The 14,643-nt window shown below is 67.3% G+C and carries 16 protein-coding genes and 3 tRNA genes; 13 read left to right on the top strand and 6 right to left on the bottom strand.

The features are described from left to right. Positions 1 to 6 precede the first annotated feature (6 nt). Positions 7 to 498 carry an inorganic diphosphatase gene (locus OPU70_RS10390; RefSeq protein ID WP_042536967.1) on the top strand — a complete coding sequence of 164 codons (492 nt, stop codon included), beginning with the start codon at positions 7 to 9 and terminating at the stop codon, positions 496 to 498. A 73-nt stretch (positions 499 to 571) separates the two neighbouring features. Here the strand turns inward: OPU70_RS10390 and OPU70_RS10385 are convergent, their stop codons facing one another. Further along, positions 572 to 1,939, bottom strand: coding sequence for a M23 family metallopeptidase (locus OPU70_RS10385; RefSeq protein WP_498557699.1), 1,368 nt, complete (start codon positions 1,937 to 1,939; stop codon positions 572 to 574). 211 nt (positions 1,940 to 2,150) lie between these two features. Here OPU70_RS10385 and OPU70_RS10380 point away from each other — a divergent pair. From OPU70_RS10380 to OPU70_RS10355, 6 genes are all read left to right on the top strand, one after another. Then, positions 2,151 to 2,223, top strand: a tRNA-Glu gene (locus OPU70_RS10380). A gap of 29 nt (positions 2,224 to 2,252) precedes the next feature. Next, positions 2,253 to 2,326: transfer RNA gene (locus OPU70_RS10375), tRNA-Asp, on the top strand. 71 nt (positions 2,327 to 2,397) lie between these two features. Further along, positions 2,398 to 2,470 (top strand) — tRNA-Phe (locus OPU70_RS10370). A 121-nt stretch (positions 2,471 to 2,591) separates the two neighbouring features. Then, entirely contained in the window at positions 2,592 to 2,900 is a 309-nt protein-coding gene (locus tag OPU70_RS10365) for a hypothetical protein (protein ID WP_309693758.1), read from the top strand. A 105-nt stretch (positions 2,901 to 3,005) separates the two neighbouring features. After that, on the top strand, positions 3,006 to 3,629 hold the full coding sequence (locus tag OPU70_RS10360; protein WP_498557698.1) for a GntR family transcriptional regulator: 624 nt from the start codon (positions 3,006 to 3,008) through the stop codon (positions 3,627 to 3,629). A 314-nt stretch (positions 3,630 to 3,943) separates the two neighbouring features. Then, on the top strand, positions 3,944 to 4,864 hold the full coding sequence (locus tag OPU70_RS10355; protein ID WP_498557697.1) for an AEC family transporter: 921 nt from the start codon (positions 3,944 to 3,946) through the stop codon (positions 4,862 to 4,864). Here the strand turns inward: OPU70_RS10355 and OPU70_RS10350 are convergent. Beyond that, positions 4,845 to 5,579 (bottom strand): DUF2071 domain-containing protein, encoded by a 735-nt coding sequence (locus OPU70_RS10350; protein WP_498557696.1) that lies wholly within the window; start codon positions 5,577 to 5,579, stop codon positions 4,845 to 4,847. The genes OPU70_RS10355 and OPU70_RS10350 overlap by 20 nt on opposite strands. A 71-nt stretch (positions 5,580 to 5,650) precedes the next feature. Here OPU70_RS10350 and OPU70_RS10345 point away from each other — a divergent pair, with 71 nt between their 5' ends. From OPU70_RS10345 to OPU70_RS10320, 6 genes are all read left to right on the top strand, one after another. Further along, positions 5,651 to 6,154 (top strand): hypothetical protein, encoded by a 504-nt coding sequence (locus OPU70_RS10345; protein WP_042536958.1) that lies wholly within the window; start codon positions 5,651 to 5,653, stop codon positions 6,152 to 6,154. A 168-nt stretch (positions 6,155 to 6,322) separates the two neighbouring features. Next, positions 6,323 to 7,738, top strand: a complete 1,416-nt coding sequence (locus OPU70_RS10340; protein ID WP_309693748.1) for a coiled-coil domain-containing protein — start codon at positions 6,323 to 6,325, stop codon at positions 7,736 to 7,738. A gap of 146 nt (positions 7,739 to 7,884) precedes the next feature. Beyond that, positions 7,885 to 8,790, top strand: a complete 906-nt coding sequence (locus OPU70_RS10335; protein ID WP_498557695.1) for an ABC transporter ATP-binding protein — start codon at positions 7,885 to 7,887, stop codon at positions 8,788 to 8,790. Further along, the gene (locus tag OPU70_RS10330; RefSeq protein ID WP_498557694.1) at positions 8,787 to 9,620 is read left to right on the top strand and encodes an ABC transporter permease; all 834 of its coding nucleotides are present in this window, start codon (positions 8,787 to 8,789) and stop codon (positions 9,618 to 9,620) included. The genes OPU70_RS10335 and OPU70_RS10330 overlap by 4 nt, the downstream gene beginning before the upstream one ends. Before the next feature lie 106 nt (positions 9,621 to 9,726). Continuing rightward, a complete protein-coding gene (locus OPU70_RS10325) occupies positions 9,727 to 10,959 on the top strand; it encodes a sensor histidine kinase (RefSeq protein ID WP_498557693.1) in 1,233 nt (410 codons plus the stop codon). Beyond that, positions 10,956 to 11,579, top strand: coding sequence for a response regulator (locus OPU70_RS10320; protein WP_309693734.1), 624 nt, complete (start codon positions 10,956 to 10,958; stop codon positions 11,577 to 11,579). Before OPU70_RS10325 ends, OPU70_RS10320 begins: the two co-directional genes overlap by 4 nt. A 71-nt stretch (positions 11,580 to 11,650) precedes the next feature. On the opposite strand, the gene OPU70_RS10315 is transcribed toward OPU70_RS10320, so the two are convergent. The 4 genes from OPU70_RS10315 to tatC form a co-directional block, all read right to left on the bottom strand. Then, complete coding sequence (locus OPU70_RS10315) at positions 11,651 to 12,769, bottom strand: fatty acid desaturase family protein (protein ID WP_042537176.1); 1,119 nt, start codon at positions 12,767 to 12,769, stop codon at positions 11,651 to 11,653. Positions 12,770 to 12,916: 147 nt separating this feature from the next. Further along, the gene (locus OPU70_RS10310) at positions 12,917 to 13,201 is read right to left on the bottom strand and encodes a hypothetical protein (protein ID WP_311879854.1); all 285 of its coding nucleotides are present in this window, start codon (positions 13,199 to 13,201) and stop codon (positions 12,917 to 12,919) included. Between the two features lie 192 nt (positions 13,202 to 13,393). Beyond that, on the bottom strand, positions 13,394 to 13,837 hold the full coding sequence (locus OPU70_RS10305; protein WP_153302128.1) for a Sec-independent protein translocase subunit TatA/TatB: 444 nt from the start codon (positions 13,835 to 13,837) through the stop codon (positions 13,394 to 13,396). Further along, positions 13,834 to 14,640, bottom strand: coding sequence for a twin-arginine translocase subunit TatC (tatC, locus tag OPU70_RS10300; protein WP_498557692.1), 807 nt, complete (start codon positions 14,638 to 14,640; stop codon positions 13,834 to 13,836). Before tatC ends, OPU70_RS10305 begins: the two co-directional genes overlap by 4 nt. Positions 14,641 to 14,643 lie beyond the last annotated feature (3 nt).

The following is a 14,643-nucleotide window of genomic DNA, read 5'->3' as shown; positions in this document are numbered from 1 at the left end:
ACACGCATGGGCGCACACGACGCCGTCATCGAGATCCCGCGCGGCAGCCGCGTGAAGTACGAGGTCGACCACGAGACCGGACGAGTGCACCTCGACCGCGTGCTCTACACGACCTTCGGGTACCCCGCCGACTACGGCTACTTCGACAACACCCTCGGAGAGGACGGCGACCCGCTCGACGTGCTCGTGCTTCTCGACCACGCGATCTACCCCGGCGTCGTCGTCGAGGTGCGCCCCGTCGCCGTGCTCAAGATGAGCGACGAGGCCGGCGGAGACGACAAGCTCGTCGCCGTGCTGTCGAAGGACCCCCGCTGGGCACACATCCAGGACATCGGCGACGTCGCCGAGTTCACCAAGAAGGAGATCGAGCACTTCTTCGAGCACTATAAGGACCTCGAGCCCAACAAGTGGGTCAAGGTCGACGCGTGGGGCGACGCCGCAGAGGCGCAGCGCATCCTCGACGAGGCGATCGTCCGCTTCGGCGAGCAGGGTCACTGACCCCTCGCTGCAACGAGGAAGACCCCCGGATCCGCACAGCGGTCGGGGGTCTTCCTCGTCGTGGACGCGGAACTCAGACCGAGACGCCGCGATCCGCGAGGAAGGTGATGGGGTTGGTGTACGCGCCGTTGATGTAGACCTCGAAGTGCAGGTGGCAGCCGACGGATGCTCCGGTGTTGCCGGCGTAGGCGATGACCTGACCGGAGTTCACCCAGGTGCCGCTGCGGACCGCGAATCCACCGTCCCTGATGTGCGCATAGCCGGAGGAGACTCCGCCGCCGTGCTGGATGCGGATGTAGTTGCCGTAGTTGCCCCGGGGGCCGGCGTAGTCGACGGTGCCGGACTGCGCCGCGTAGATCGCCGCTCCGCAGCCGTTCGCGAGGTCGACGCCGTAGTGGTAGCCGGAGCATGCCGCGCAGGGCTTGGGACGAGGGCCGAACCCCGCGCTGCGGTGGCCGCCGTGCGGTCGGACCCAGCCTCCCGATCCGGGTGACCCGCCGACTCCTCCGCCGCCACCGCCACCGCCGCCATTGCCTGCGGCGGCAGCAGCGGCCTCGGCCGCTTCGCGACGCTTGCGTTCTTCCTCCGCGACGCGCACGCCCTCCTGGTAGCCGGCCACGGTCGTCGCCGTGGCGTCCTTCAGGGCGGCGAGCTGCGCCTGCATCGTCGCGAGGTTGGCCGACTGCTCGTCGAGCGCCGCCTGGGCGGCGTCGGCTGCCGCCTGGGCCTCGATCATCTTCTGCTCGGCGATCTGCTGCAGACGGTCGCGCTCGGTGCGGGCGACGACGGCCTGATCGGTGAGCGCCTGGGCCGAGTTGCGTGCGGCGACCGCGTTGTCGTGCACCGTCTGGTTGTACTGGTAGACCTTGTCCATCGTCCCGAGACGAGAGAGCAGCTGGTCGGCGTTGTCGGCCGAGCCGGCGAAGAAGAGTTCGAGGGCGGTGTCATCGCCCCCGTTGCGATAGAGCTGAGCGGCGAGCTGGGCGGCCTTCTTGGTCGCGTCGTCGGCGACGAGCGCCTGCTCGTCGGCCTTCGACTGGAGCTCATCTGCGACGGCGATGGCGTCGAAGTACGCCAGCTGTGCGGCGTTGTACTCCTCGCCGGCGAGGACGGCCTTCGCCTGCGCGTCTGCCACCCGCTGCTTGAGCGACTGGATGAGCCCCTCGATGCGCGTGACCTCGCCTGCCTTCGCGGCCTCGTTGTTCATCGCGTTCTGGACGTCGTCCCAGCTGGGATACGTCGCCGCGTACGCGGAGGTCACGCCGTTGGAGACGCCGAAGGCGCTGAGGGCGACGACGCTGAGCGCGCCGAGAGTGAGGGCGCCGCGACGGGTGACCGAGCGGTCCTTCCAGAACGCACGGCTCTCCGCGGGCGTCGGCGCGCAGCCGCAGTCGTCGGATGCCGCCGCAGCAGCATTCGTCGTCGAGTCCTTGTCGTTCACTCGGCCCCTTCCGCCGGTTTCACAAATGCCACACTAACAACTTCTTTCACATCCGCACCAGGAGGCGGACAGCGCGAGAGGACACAGCGATACGGGTCCATCGTCCTCCCGAACACGCCCGGGGTACAGCAGGCTCGCCCTCGATTCGCGTTTTGCTCAGATCTTCCCTTATGCTTGAGCGTCGGCAAGGAAGTCCTCCGGGACAGACTTCGGCCCCATCGTTTAGCGGCCTAGGACGCCGCCCTTTCACGGCGGTAGCACGGGTTCGAATCCCGTTGGGGTCACTCCTTCCGGTATAATTGAAAACAAGTATGGCCCTGTAGCGCAGTTGGTTAGCGTGCCGCCCTGTCACGGCGGAGGTCGCGGGTTCAAGTCCCGTCAGGGTCGCTCTAAGCGACGGGCCTTTCTCTTCGAGAAGGGCCCTTTCGTCTAGATGCGACAGGTCTAGCCCGTCGCACGGCTCTGTAGCTCAGTTGGTAGAGCGCACGACTGAAAATCGTGAGGTCACGGGATCGACGCCCGTCGGAGCCACAGGGTGATCATTACAGTCACCTTAGGAACCCTCGCCTAGCTTCTACATGGCGGGGGTTTCCGCTTTTCCTGGGCGGAGGCGATCTGAACGCCGGACAGCGCACTTGATACCGTCGATGACATGTTCGTCTTCGGAATCGCTGCCGCTGTCGTCGGGATCGCGATCTTCCACACCGCTCTCGGGATGACTCTTCGAGCCAACGCGACCACGCGAGTTCCGTTCGGCGGCAAGCCTCGGACGACGCCTGAGCGCTCGATCGCACTGCGGGCCGTGGGCGCCGGACTCATCGTGCTCGGCGCCGCGCTCGTGAGCATCGCGGGATGGCACTGGACGATCATGGTGGTTCTGGCCGGTCCCGTCGCAGCGCTCGTCGTGCTGATCCTCCACAACCGGCGCGTCAGCCGCGAGGTCTCCTTCACGCGCGAGTGACGACCGCATGGATGCAGTCCATGAGTGCGGCTGCAGCACGATAGACACGCAGGTCGTCTCTCGCGGTCGATATCCCACCCGACGTATGCGAAGTAATATATCGATATGGGACCTGACCTGCCGGTTGTGCCTGGGGCGCAGCGGAACCTCGGAGCTGAGGAGCTCTTCCGCCGATTGGCGACGTCGATCGCCGACGGCACTTATGCTCCGGGCGCGAAACTGAGCGACAAGGCGATCGCCGACGACCTCGGCGTCACCCGCACCCCGGTGCGAGAGGCAGTGCAGCGACTCGCGCGAGCCGGGCTGATGGAAGTCCACGCGAATCGCTATTCGATGGTCACCGACATCACCGACGAACGCTCACGCATCACCCGCGAGTTCGCCGCGTCTCAGGGCGGCGAGATCATCCGCGAAGCTGCACTCGCGCTGTCCGAGGCGGACCTCGCCATCGCGTGCGAGCTGATCGGCGAGGCGATCGAGTCGGTCGAGTCCGGCAAGGGCTGGATCGAGGCCCATGTCAAGCTCTTCGAATTCCTGACCGACCGTGCGCTGAACGATCTCTATCGACTGATGCTGAGCGACTTCTGGTATCTCGTGTTCCGCGATCTCTACCTCGGAGAGCCGCGAGTGAACACGCGGGAGTCGCTCGAGGAGCTCGAGTCCGCGATGCGCGCCCGCAGCGCGAACGCCGGCGTCAAGGCCGTGCAGAGGATGCTCCGCCTGAAGTAGCGGATCGACTCCGAGGAGTTGGTTCCGGTCCCCCGCGCCCGAACGGGGGGACCGGATCAGTCGATGAGAAGGTCCGCAAGCGCACCCACCCCCCAGTGGGCGCTCAAGACCGAGAGACTCGAGGGCACGTCTGGTTCGACCGACGGAGAGCAGCAGACTGCGGCTCGTCGTATTTCCAGCGTATTGGCGAGACGGGCACCGACGCTGATCGGGGCTCAACCATTGACGCCGAGACGCTCGAACTGCTATGCCGAGACACCCTGCCCGAGCCGCCGGTGACGACGGGGGGAGTCCGGGCTGGATACGCTCGAACCATGCTCGAGACGTTCACCGGATTCGCGGTCGTGGGGGTGGCGATCGCCCTCGGGTACCTGCTCGGGCGGATCGATCTGCTCGGCCCGCACGCCCGGCATGTGCTCGGCCGCCTGATCTTCTTCGTGCTGTCGCCGTTCCTGCTCTTCACCGTGCTCGCCCATGCCGATGCGAAGATGCTCTTCTCCTCGCTGCTCCCCGTCTCGGCGATAGCGGCCGTCGCGATCATCGCGATCTACACGCTGGTGGCGCGACTCTGGTGGAAGCGCCCCGTCGGAGAGACGCTGATCGGCGCCCTGTCGGCCGGGCAGGTCAACTCGAACAACATCGGCATCCCACTGTCTCTGTACCGGCTCGGCAGCGCCGCCTACCCCGCGCCGGTCGTGCTCATGCAGCTGCTGGTCTTCACGCCGGTCTCGCTGACGATCCTCGATGCCGTCACGAGCGACCGGGTCTCGCTGCGCAAGACCCTCGTGCGCACGGCGACCAACCCGATCATCATCGCCTCGCTCCTCGGAACCCTCGTCTCGGTGCTGGGCATCACTGTTCCGCCCATCGTCATGGAGCCCGCGCAGCTGATCGCCGATGCTGCCGTGCCGGTGCTGCTGATCAGCTACGGCATCTCGCTGCACGGCCAGCGCGTCCTCGGAGCCCCCGGACACCGCCGAGACATCATCGTCGCCACATCGCTCAAGCTCATCGCGATGCCTCTGATCGCCTGGGTCGTGGCGGAGTTCGTCTTCGGACTCTCTTCGGCCGAGGTGCTGATCGTCGTCATCCTCGCGGCGCTTCCGACCGCCCAGAACGTCTTCAACTACTCGCAGCGATACGACATCGGCGAGACCATCTCGCGTGACACCGTGTTCCTCACCACGCTCGGCTGCCTGCCCGTGCTGATCCTCATCATGTTCCTGCTGGGGTGAGCACCGCAGCATCCCGCCGGCCGCCGACGCCGGAGAGGGTCAGCGGGAGATCGCGCATCACGACGACGCTGTCGAAGACCGTGGCCCCGGCGGGAAGCGCCTCGAAGAACGACGACCGAAGGTGGTGCAGACGGGCACCTTCGACCTTCCACGAGTCGGACGCGAGCGCGACCGGTTCGACGGTGCGTCGGTCGCGCGCCAGTGACCACCCGATGCGACCGGAGCGGTAGAAGTCGGAGGCCTCGTCGACAGACGCGAACAGCGCACTCGACCATTCGCCGCCCACTTCGACATCGGCGTCGAGGCTGTGCCCGGCCGCCTCCATCGCGAGCGCGTAACGATCGCCGGATTCCTCGATCCGGAATCGCGCCCTCCGATGCACCCCGGGGAACAGTCGCCCACCGAACAGCACCGGATGCCATGCCGAACTGTGGCGTTCGAAGATGAAGACCCCCTGCTCGACGCCGTCGGGGCCGTCCCACTCGACGGCGATCCGATGAGCGGCGTTCTCGGAGCGGAGACCCCATCGACCGCTCGACCAGCCCGGGCGAATCGATTCCAGACCCAGCACGCACACGCCGGCGACCGCAGAGCCGTCGACGATTCGAGGGCGGAACCCCGCAGGCAGCAGCGAGACGGCGACGTCAGGGTCCACCCGGTAGCTGATCAGAAGTCGCCGGCGCAGCTGCGCCCGTACGTCGCGAATGATCCTCATGTTGTGAATCTAGCACTGTAGCTAAATTACTCCAAGGGTGTCGGCGTATCCGCCTCCCGTAGGTTGTATGCGTGGACAACGCGCTCATCTACGTCGCGGTGATCGCCGCGATCCTCGTGCTGGCGATCTTCCTCCCCCGCTGGGTGCGCCGCTCGACCGACGCGGCTGGAGGAAGAGAAGGGCGGCGCTACGCGACGACCCGCCTCACCGGGATCCTCGACGAACTGGACACGACCCTGGTGCTGCATGCGCCGGAAGCCACAGCACGCGAGGTCGTCGACGGTGTCGTGCTGCAGCAGCCGCGCAAGTTCACCCGGCTCGGGGGCGGGGGCTACGGCATCCGATTCATCGAGCCCGACGACGCGATCGTGCGGCTCGTCGACGATGAGCGCGGAACCCGGCTGGAGGTCGAGAGGGTCCGCGAGCACCTGGGCGTGCCGAACACCTCGGAGTTCTGGGCAGACCTGCGCTCCGGCGTCTCCGCGGCCGCGCACGTGAGGGGCATCGATGTCTCCCCGGGACGGCCGACCCACCACCGGCGCGACGAGGCGACGGGAACATGGATGCCGGTCTAGACCGACCGCACGTCGCGTACCGGAACACCGGGTGCATCTCACAGCCGCCGCAACTAGGCTGTGGTATTGCTGATGACGCACCGGCCCCACCACAGCCGGCCTCGCGACGGCACCATTTCTCATCACAGCCCTCAGTCCCTCTGTGACCTGCGCCGGAAAGGCCGACCAATGAGTGAATCCCCCAATAACGACCGGACTCCCGACTTCTTCGACAAGCTGATTGAAGAGACGCCCCGTGAGCAGTCCGGCTTCACAGCGTCGTTCCGCGGCTACGACAAGGCCGAGGTCGACTCGGCTCTGAGCGCGCTGCGCAATCAGCTGCAGCAGGCGAAGGCAGACCTCGCCGCCACCGAGGCGCGCCACGAAGACGCCGTCGAGGCGCTCCGCGAAGAAGAGCGCATCGCCCGCGAAGAACTCGAGGCCGAGCTTCTCGCCACCAAGGCGAAGGCCGCGGAGACCGAGCAGCAGGTCGCCACCCTGACCAACGAGCTCGTCGACACTCCGCGGGCGGACGGCCAGGAGGCGCCGTCGCGCGAGCAGTTCGAGGCCATCCTCCGTGTCGCCGAAGAGCAGGCGAACGTGCTCATCCAGAACGCCGCGGTGCAGGCGGACCGCCTGATGGCCGCAGCTCGCGAAGAGGTCACCACGCAGCGTGCCGAGGCCGATGCCGATGTCACCCGCATCATCGCCCACGCTCAGCACGATGCCGACCAGGTGCGCCTGAAGATCGACACCGAGTACACCGCGCACCAGGCGACTCTCGAGCGCGAGGCCGCGCACGCCGCCGAGCGGGTGCACCAGGCGACGCAGGAAGCCACGGCGATCCGCACCGAGGCCGAGAAGGGCGCTGCGGCGCTTCGCTCGCTCGTCACTCGCGAGACGACCCAGCTGCGTGCCGAGGCGGAGCGCGAGGTGCGCGAGATGAACGCGCGCGTGCTCGAGTTCGAGGAGACGCTCACCCGACGCCAGGACGACGCCCAGCAGGAGTTCCTCGTGCTGCACAACCAGGCCGTCGCCCACGCCGAGCGCATCACGAACGATGCCAACGAGCAGGTCGCCGCGTCGCTCGATCATGCACAGCGCATCTCCGCGAAGGCCGACGACTACGAGCGGCTGATGCGCTCGCAGGCGCAGACCATCGAAGCGGATGCCCAGGTGCGCGCCCGCGACACGCTCGACCGTGCGCGCGTGAAGTCGCAGAAGATCGTCGACTCTGTGACGAGTCACACCTCCGCAGTGCTGCGGGATGCCGAAGACCAGGCGCGCCAGCTGCGCTGGCAGCAGCAGCAGCTCGCCAGCTTCATGGCCGAGGTGCGCGAGCTGATCCGCCCGGAGGGGATCTTCAGCGACCAGCAGAAGGAGGACGCCGTCGCCCCGGCGGCCGACGCTGACGACGACGTACTCGACGTCGACACCCTCGATGCCGAGATCCTCGAAGACGACCAGGACGACATTGTCGAGCCCGTCGAGGAGTTCCGCGGGGACGAGGCCCTCGACGATGAGCTCCTCGATGACGACGCCGAGACCATCGACGGCAAGATCACCATCGAGGTCGTCGAGACCGATGAGAAGGCCTCACGCTGACCTCGATCTCCTGACGAACAGGGGCGTGGGCGGACATTCCGCTCACGCCCCTGTTCCGACCTCAGCCGGCATCCACCGATCGGTGGATGCCCGAGTCCGTCGCTTCACGGCTACCGCTCGCGCTCTTCCGCGGGCACGCTGGGAACATGACAGACAGCGTGATCGAGGTGCGGGATCTCCGCAAGGACTACGGCGGGTTCGCCGCCGTCGACGGCATCAGCTTCGACATCGGCCGGGGCGAGACGTTCGCGCTGCTCGGCCCGAACGGCGCAGGAAAGTCGACGACCATCGAGATCCTCGAGGGATATCGACACCGCACGTCCGGCGAGGTGCGTGTGCTCGGCGTCGACCCGCAGCGCGGCGGGCTGGACTGGAAGGCACGCCTGGGCATCGTGCTGCAATCCACCGGCGAAGCGGGCAACTTCACCGTCCGTGAGCTGCTCACCGAGTTCGCCGGGTACTACCCCCGCCCTCGCGACATCGACGAGGTGATCGCCGCGGTGGGCCTCGAGCAGAAGCAGCGCTCCCGCGCAGGGAAGCTCTCCGGCGGCCAGCAGCGCCGCCTCGACGTCGCACTGGGGATCATCGGTCGACCCGAGATGCTGTTCCTCGACGAACCGACAACGGGTTTCGATCCAGAGGCACGCCGCCAGTTCTGGGATCTCATCCGCTCTCTCAAGGCAGAGGGAACCACCATCCTGCTGACCACCCATTACCTCGACGAAGCGGCTCAGCTCGGCGACCGCGCCGCGGTCATCACAGGGGGGCGGATCACCGCGATCGGACCGATCGACGAGATCGGCGGCCCGGACGCACGCACACCGCTGGTGCGCTGGCGGGATGCGACGGGCACGCGTCATGAGCAGCGCACCCCGACTCCTGGAGCGTTCGTCTCGGGGCTGCAGACGACGATCGGCGAACCCGACGCCCTGGAGGTCGTCCGCCCGACCCTCGAGGACATCTACCTCGGCCTGATCCGAGAGCACGACGCCGCCTCCGCCGCGGACCCCACGGCAGACGACAGCCTCACCGACCTGAAGGAGCCGGCATGAGCACCATGACCGCACCGACGCGCTTCGGCCTCCCCCGCACGATCCGACTCGGCGTGCGTCGCATCGGCTTCGAGCTGCGACAGTACTTCCGTGCGGGAGATCAGGTCTTCTTCACGTTCCTGTTCCCCACCGTGATGTATCTGATCTTCGCGACCATCTTCACCGGCGACGTCGGCGAGGGCGCTGACAAGGTGAGCATGGCGACGTACTACCTCCCCGGACTCATCGCGGGCGGCATCTTCCTCTCGGGAGTGCAGGGCCTGTCGATCGAGATCGCAGTCGAGAAGAGCGACGGCACGCTGAAGCGCCTCGGAAGCACCCCGATCTCGCCCGCCACGTATTTCATCGGCAAGATCGGCGAGGTGTTCGTGACCGCGATCCTGCAGATGGCGCTGCTCCTCACCGTCGCGGTCGTGCTCTACAAGGTGCAACTGCCCGCGGATGCAGAGTCGTGGGGCCTGTTCGCCTGGGTGTTCGTGCTCGGTCTGCTCTCGTGCACGCTGCTCGGCATCGCCCTGTCGGCGCTCCCCCGTTCGGGCAAGACCGCGTCGGCCGTGGTGATCCCGGTCGTGCTGCTGCTGCAGTTCATCTCGGGCGTCTACATCGCCTTCTCAGCCCTGCCCGAGTGGCTGCAGAACGTCGCCGCCGTGTTCCCGCTCAAGTGGATCGCTCAGGGGATGCGCGCGGCGATCCTGCCCGACTCGTTCAAAGTCGCAGAACCGGGCAGCGAATGGAACCTCGGTCTCGTTGCGATCATGCTGGCGATCTGGCTCATCGCAGGCTTCATCCTCAGCCGCGCGACCTTCCGCTGGATCCGACAGAGCGGATGACACCGGCATCGCTGTCGCCCCGGCGCGCGGTTCGACGTCGTCGCGACGTCGGGCCGTGCGTCGGGCTGTGCGTCGGGCCGTGCCGAACAGTGGAAGAGTGGTGCGCATGAGCCGCGTGATCCGCCGAGAGCGCCTGGGGTGGGACATCGCCGCGACCGCGCTGCTGCTCGCGGTGGCCGGCCTCTCCCTCACCCTCCCGCAGAATTTCCCCGGGTCGCGCTGGGTGCTCGTCGCCATCACCGTCGGGGTCTTCCTCGTCTACGCGTTCGGCGCCCGCGCCTATGTCGGGATTCATGAGGGCGTCGAGGATCCTGCGCCCGCTGTCTCGGCGCTGCTGCAGGTCGCGATGATCTCGCTTCTCGCGGTGGGCGTGGCGATCGAGCCGAACATGCTGCTGCTGCAGACCCTGGTGCTGCCGCTCATCTGGATGACGTCACGATCGACCCTGCAGGCCGTGCTGGTCACGGTGGGCAACGGCGTCGTGCTCGGTCTCGCCTACGGCTACTGGGGCGACTTCACCGCCGATGCGCTCAGCACCGGTTTCCTCTCGTCCGGTCTGTCGACCGCGTTCAGCCTCGCTCTCGGCCTCTGGATCACGCGCATCGCCGAGTGGGGCGTCGAGCGCCAGAATCTCCTGGCGGATCTGACCGACGCACAGGCGGGCCTCGAGACGGCGAGCCGCGAAGCCGGTGCGATCGAGGAGCGCGCTCGTCTCGCTCGCGACGTCCATGACACGATCGCCCAGAGCCTCGCGAGCATCGTCATGCTCGCAGAGCGCGCGCGTCTCGACGGCTCGCCCGCGGCGATCGAGCTGATCGAGAGCGCGGCACGAGAGGCGCTCGTCGAAGCCAGGGCTCTCGTGGCCGTGACCTCGCCCGCGCCGTCCGCCGGCTCGCTCGGAGACGCGCTCCGCCGCCTCGGCGCCCGCTTCGCGAGGGAGACCGGCATGCGCGTCGATGTGTCGGCATCGGATGCTGTGCTGGCGCGAGACGTGCAGGTCGTCCTGCTGCGTTGCGCGCAAGAGGGCCTCGCGAACGTGCGCAAGCACTCCGGCGCCGCATCCACTCGGGTCACGCTCGCGATCACCGATTCCGCAGAGCTCGGCATCCGCGATGACGGCCGCGGACTCGGAGGAGTCTCGATCGACGATGACCGCGGATTCGGTCTTGCCGGGATGCGGGAGCGGGTGTCCCTCGTCGGCGGCACGTTGACCGTCGCAGACGGAACGCAGGCCGGCACAGACCTGACCGTGCGCATCCCGCTGCACGCCGAGGCCGCGACCGTGGCCGAGTCCGTGGCCGAGTCCACGGCCGAGGCCGAGAAGGAGACGACGCCATGATCCGAGTCATCGTCGCCGACGACCATCCGATCGTGCGGTCCGGCATCGTGGGACTCATCGCCCTCGATCCGGGGCTCGAAGTCGTCGGGCAGGCGGCGAACGGCGCCGAGGCGGTCGACCTGGCCGCTCGTCTGCGCCCGGATGTCGTGCTGATGGATCTCCGGATGCCCGGCACCTCCGGCATCGAGGCGACGTCGCGCATCGCTGCAGAGCTGCCCGAGGTGCGCGTTCTCGTGCTGACGACGTACGAGACCGACGATGACATCCTCGGTGCGATCGAGGCGGGGGCGAGCGGTTACCTCCTCAAGGCCGCCCCGCAGGAGGAGATCGTCGCGGGGATCCGCGCCGTCGCTGACGGCCATACGGTCCTCGCCCCGACGATCGCCGCCACGCTCGTCACGCGGATGCGCGGCGACCGACCGGGCAGACCTCAGCTGAGCCCGCGGGAACGCGAAGTGCTCCGCCTCGTCGCGGCCGGTCGCAGCAACCCGGAGATCGCCCGCGAGCTGTTCATCGGCGAGGCCACGGTGAAGACCCACCTGATCCACGTCTTCGAGAAGCTCGAGGTCTCCGACCGCACGCGCGCCGTGACGCGGGCGCTCGAACTCGGCCTGATCTAGACGACGACGGACGACGCGAACGGCCCCCATCCCGAGGGATGAGGGCCGTTCGAATCAGCGATGCGGACTGTCTACGCGCGGACGAACTGCGTGGCTGCGGGGCAGTCGAAGGGATCAGCACCGGCGGCGAGGCCGACCCGGTTGAGGTACTCGATGACGATCGCGTACGAGCGCAGAAGGCTCGTCTCGGTGTAGGGCACGTCGTTCGAGACGCAGTAGTCGCGGACGATCTCGCGGGCCTTCGAGAGGTGCGGACGCGGCATGTTCGGGAACAGGTGGTGCTCCACCTGATAGTTGAGACCGCCCATGAGCCAGGTGGCCCACCATCCGCCGCGGATGTTGCGCGAGGTACGCACCTGCTTCGAGAAGAAGTCGAGGCGGGCGTTCGGGTCGATGATCGGCATGCCCTTGTGGTTCGGGGCGAACGACGCCCCCATGTAGACGCCGAAGACGGCGAGCTGCACGCCCATGAAGGCGAATGCCATGCCGAGCGGGAGCATCAGGAAGACCGGGATCAGAACGATCGCGAACCGGAGGGCGATCAGCCCCAGCTCGATCCAACGGCCCTTGGCCTTCTTGCTGGTCACCAGGTGCTTGACGCCGAGATAGTGGAGGTTGAGCCCCTCGAGCGTCAGCAGCGGGAAGAACAGCCATCCCTGCTTGCGCGTGATCAGGCGGACGATGCCGCGCGACTGCGCCGCATCCGTCTCGAGGAACGAGATCGTGTCGACCTCGATGTCGGGGTCCTTTCCGACCTGGTTCGGGTTTCCGTGGTGCTTGGTGTGCTTGGAGTCCCACCACGAGTAGCTGATGCCGACGACGCCGGCGGCCAGGATGCGAGCGAGGCGGAAGTTCGCCGGGCCCGAGGTGAGGATCTGGCGGTGCGCCGCCTCATGGGCGAGGAACGCCACCTGCGTGAGGACGAGGCCGAGGCCAGCGGCGATCAGCAGCTGGAACCAGCTGTCGCCGAGCAGGATGAAGCCGGTGATGAGTCCTCCGAGGGCGACGGCGAGGCCGGCGGCGACGAAGATGTAGAACCATCCGGCGCGCCGGAGAAGGCCCGTCTCCCGGACGACCTGCGACACCTGCTTGTAAGCGTGCGTCATCGGGGGGATGTCTGCGTTTCCGGAATACGTCTGGCGTACCGGTCCGAGCGTGGCCGCGGTCTTTTCGACCTGTGAAATGGAGATGTTGCTCTCCCGTCGATTGGAGCCCTTGAGCTGTGATAAGCCCAAGGCAGATCGCCCAACGCTTAACTCAACCTAACCCCCCGCACATGCGCCGTGGGGAATACATCGGCACCCCTTGACGATTCACAGGTCCTGTGAATGAAACGGTCAGGCGCGGGCTCGCCGAGGGCGTCTTCTCAGCGCCCGCGGGAGCGCGAACGAGAAGGTGCGTGCGCGGCGTTTCGGGGCGCACGCGCCCTCGAGTGCCTCGCGCGCGTCGTCGAGAGAATCGAAGGCGCCGAGCTCGGTCCCGCGCTGATCACGGGCGAGGTGGGTGGTGCCGTCGAACTCGATGAAACCGGCGAATTCGCCTGATCGGGTCGCGACGTGCACGTCTGCGTCGGCCTGTTTCCAGGTCAACGGGTCAGAAGGAGGAAAAGTGGTCATGCTCATGGTCATACTCATTGCTGTGTGACGGGCACGCGATATCGCGACCCGCAAGATGTGAGATCAAGGGCGGATGCCGCGCGCATCGATGCGCGTGGTCCGTAATGGCCCTGATCAGTGGCTCCGTGGACGGCCTAGATAGGGCCAGAACACACGGTGCTCCATCAGTCTAGCAGGTCGGCTTGGCCGGTGCTCGTTTCAGCTTTCGGCCGGGACCCACACACGCCGCGGGTGGCCCGACGACCCCGCCATGATCCAGGCCCCCTCGGGCTCGGGCCGTGCGTCATCGGCCGCATCCGCCGTCGCCGAGTCCTCCGTCACAGCGTTCTCCGTGACAGTGTTCTCCGTGACGATCGGCACCTGCTCCCTCGGCTCCGCGCTCTCCCCCGCCGCCCACGCGTCGCGGATGATCCGCCGAGGGTCGTACTGCCGAGGATCCAACGCCGTCCAGTCCTGGCGGATGCTCGCCACACCGGTCTCCTGCTCGGCTCGCCGCGCCGCGTCGCCTGAGAGCAGGGTGACACGGCGGACGAGCGCCCCGAGACGGCGCGCGTACTCGGGCAGCCGTCGAGGACCGATGATCACCGCCGCGATCAGCGCGACGAGGAACAGCTTCTCGATCGTGAGTCCGAACATCGTCATCCCTCCGTCGCGCGGGCGGTCATCGCAGCAGCGCTGCGGCGCGCTCTGCGGTCATGGAGCCAGGCGATGAGCAACGCCACCAGGAACAGCACGGTCATGGGAACGGCGATCAGGAACATCGACAGCACGTCGGCCGCCGGGGTCACGACCGCGCTGAACAGGACGATGGCGACGATGACGATGCGCCAGCTCCTCGCGATCGCCCCGGACGACACGACGCCCAGCAGATTGAGCATCACGAGGAACACCGGAAGCAAGAAGGCGATGCCCGTGGCGAGCACGATCTTGAGGATGAAGTCGACGTAGTACGACGCCTGCAGCAGGGTGCTGTCTTCGGCCGAGGCGAAGCTCGCCAGCAGTTCGACCATGTGAGGGAACAGGAGGAGACCCGTCAGGCACCCGCCGGCGAACAGGGGGACGGATGCTCCGAGGAACCCGAACGTGTACCTCTTCTCCTTCGTGGTGAGGCCCGGGGCGAGGAACGCGAAGAGCTCGTACATCCACACGGGACTCGACAGAGCCACACCCGCGAAGAGTGCGATCTTGAGCTTGAGGTCGAACGCCCCGGTGATGTTGTCGTAGTTCAGGCTCGCATCGCGCGACTCGGCGAGCGCAGTGATGGGTGCCCGCACCACCTCGAGGATCTGGTCCGACAGGACATATCCGGCGGCCACCCCGACCAGGAGCGCTGCCGCCGCGCGGTACGAGCGCGTGCGCGCCTCCCGCAGGTGCGACGACAGCGGCATCCCGGTCGGAGCGGACGACGTGCTCGCCTCGACGGCGTCAGCGACGAGCGCGGACACGTT

Source organism: Microbacterium sp. SWDP-B6 (genome assembly GCF_059803615.1).
The sequence above is the reverse complement of the archived record's forward strand: the minus strand, read 5'-3'. Positions and strand labels throughout refer to the sequence as shown.

Bases quoted from the DNA above. Each gene is read 5' to 3' on its own strand.
- OPU70_RS10330 (WP_498557694.1), top strand. From the start codon at position 8,787: ATGAGCACCATGACCGCACCGACGCGCTTCGGCCTCCCCCGCACGATC.
- OPU70_RS10310 (WP_311879854.1), bottom strand. From the start codon at position 13,201: ATGAGCATGACCACTTTTCCTCCTTCTGACCCGTTGACCTGGAAACAG.
- OPU70_RS10325 (WP_498557693.1), top strand. From the start codon at position 9,727: ATGAGCCGCGTGATCCGCCGAGAGCGCCTGGGGTGGGACATCGCCGCG.
- OPU70_RS10390 (WP_042536967.1), top strand. From the start codon at position 7: ATGGGCGCACACGACGCCGTCATCGAGATCCCGCGCGGCAGCCGCGTG.
- OPU70_RS10340 (WP_309693748.1), top strand. From the start codon at position 6,323: ATGAGTGAATCCCCCAATAACGACCGGACTCCCGACTTCTTCGACAAG.
- OPU70_RS10350 (WP_498557696.1), bottom strand. From the start codon at position 5,579: ATGAGGATCATTCGCGACGTACGGGCGCAGCTGCGCCGGCGACTTCTG.
- OPU70_RS10335 (WP_498557695.1), top strand. From the start codon at position 7,885: ATGACAGACAGCGTGATCGAGGTGCGGGATCTCCGCAAGGACTACGGC.
- OPU70_RS10305 (WP_153302128.1), bottom strand. From the start codon at position 13,837: ATGACGATGTTCGGACTCACGATCGAGAAGCTGTTCCTCGTCGCGCTG.
- OPU70_RS10320 (WP_309693734.1), top strand. From the start codon at position 10,956: ATGATCCGAGTCATCGTCGCCGACGACCATCCGATCGTGCGGTCCGGC.
- OPU70_RS10355 (WP_498557697.1), top strand. From the start codon at position 3,944: ATGCTCGAGACGTTCACCGGATTCGCGGTCGTGGGGGTGGCGATCGCC.
- OPU70_RS10365 (WP_309693758.1), top strand. From the start codon at position 2,592: ATGTTCGTCTTCGGAATCGCTGCCGCTGTCGTCGGGATCGCGATCTTC.
- OPU70_RS10360 (WP_498557698.1), top strand. From the start codon at position 3,006: ATGGGACCTGACCTGCCGGTTGTGCCTGGGGCGCAGCGGAACCTCGGA.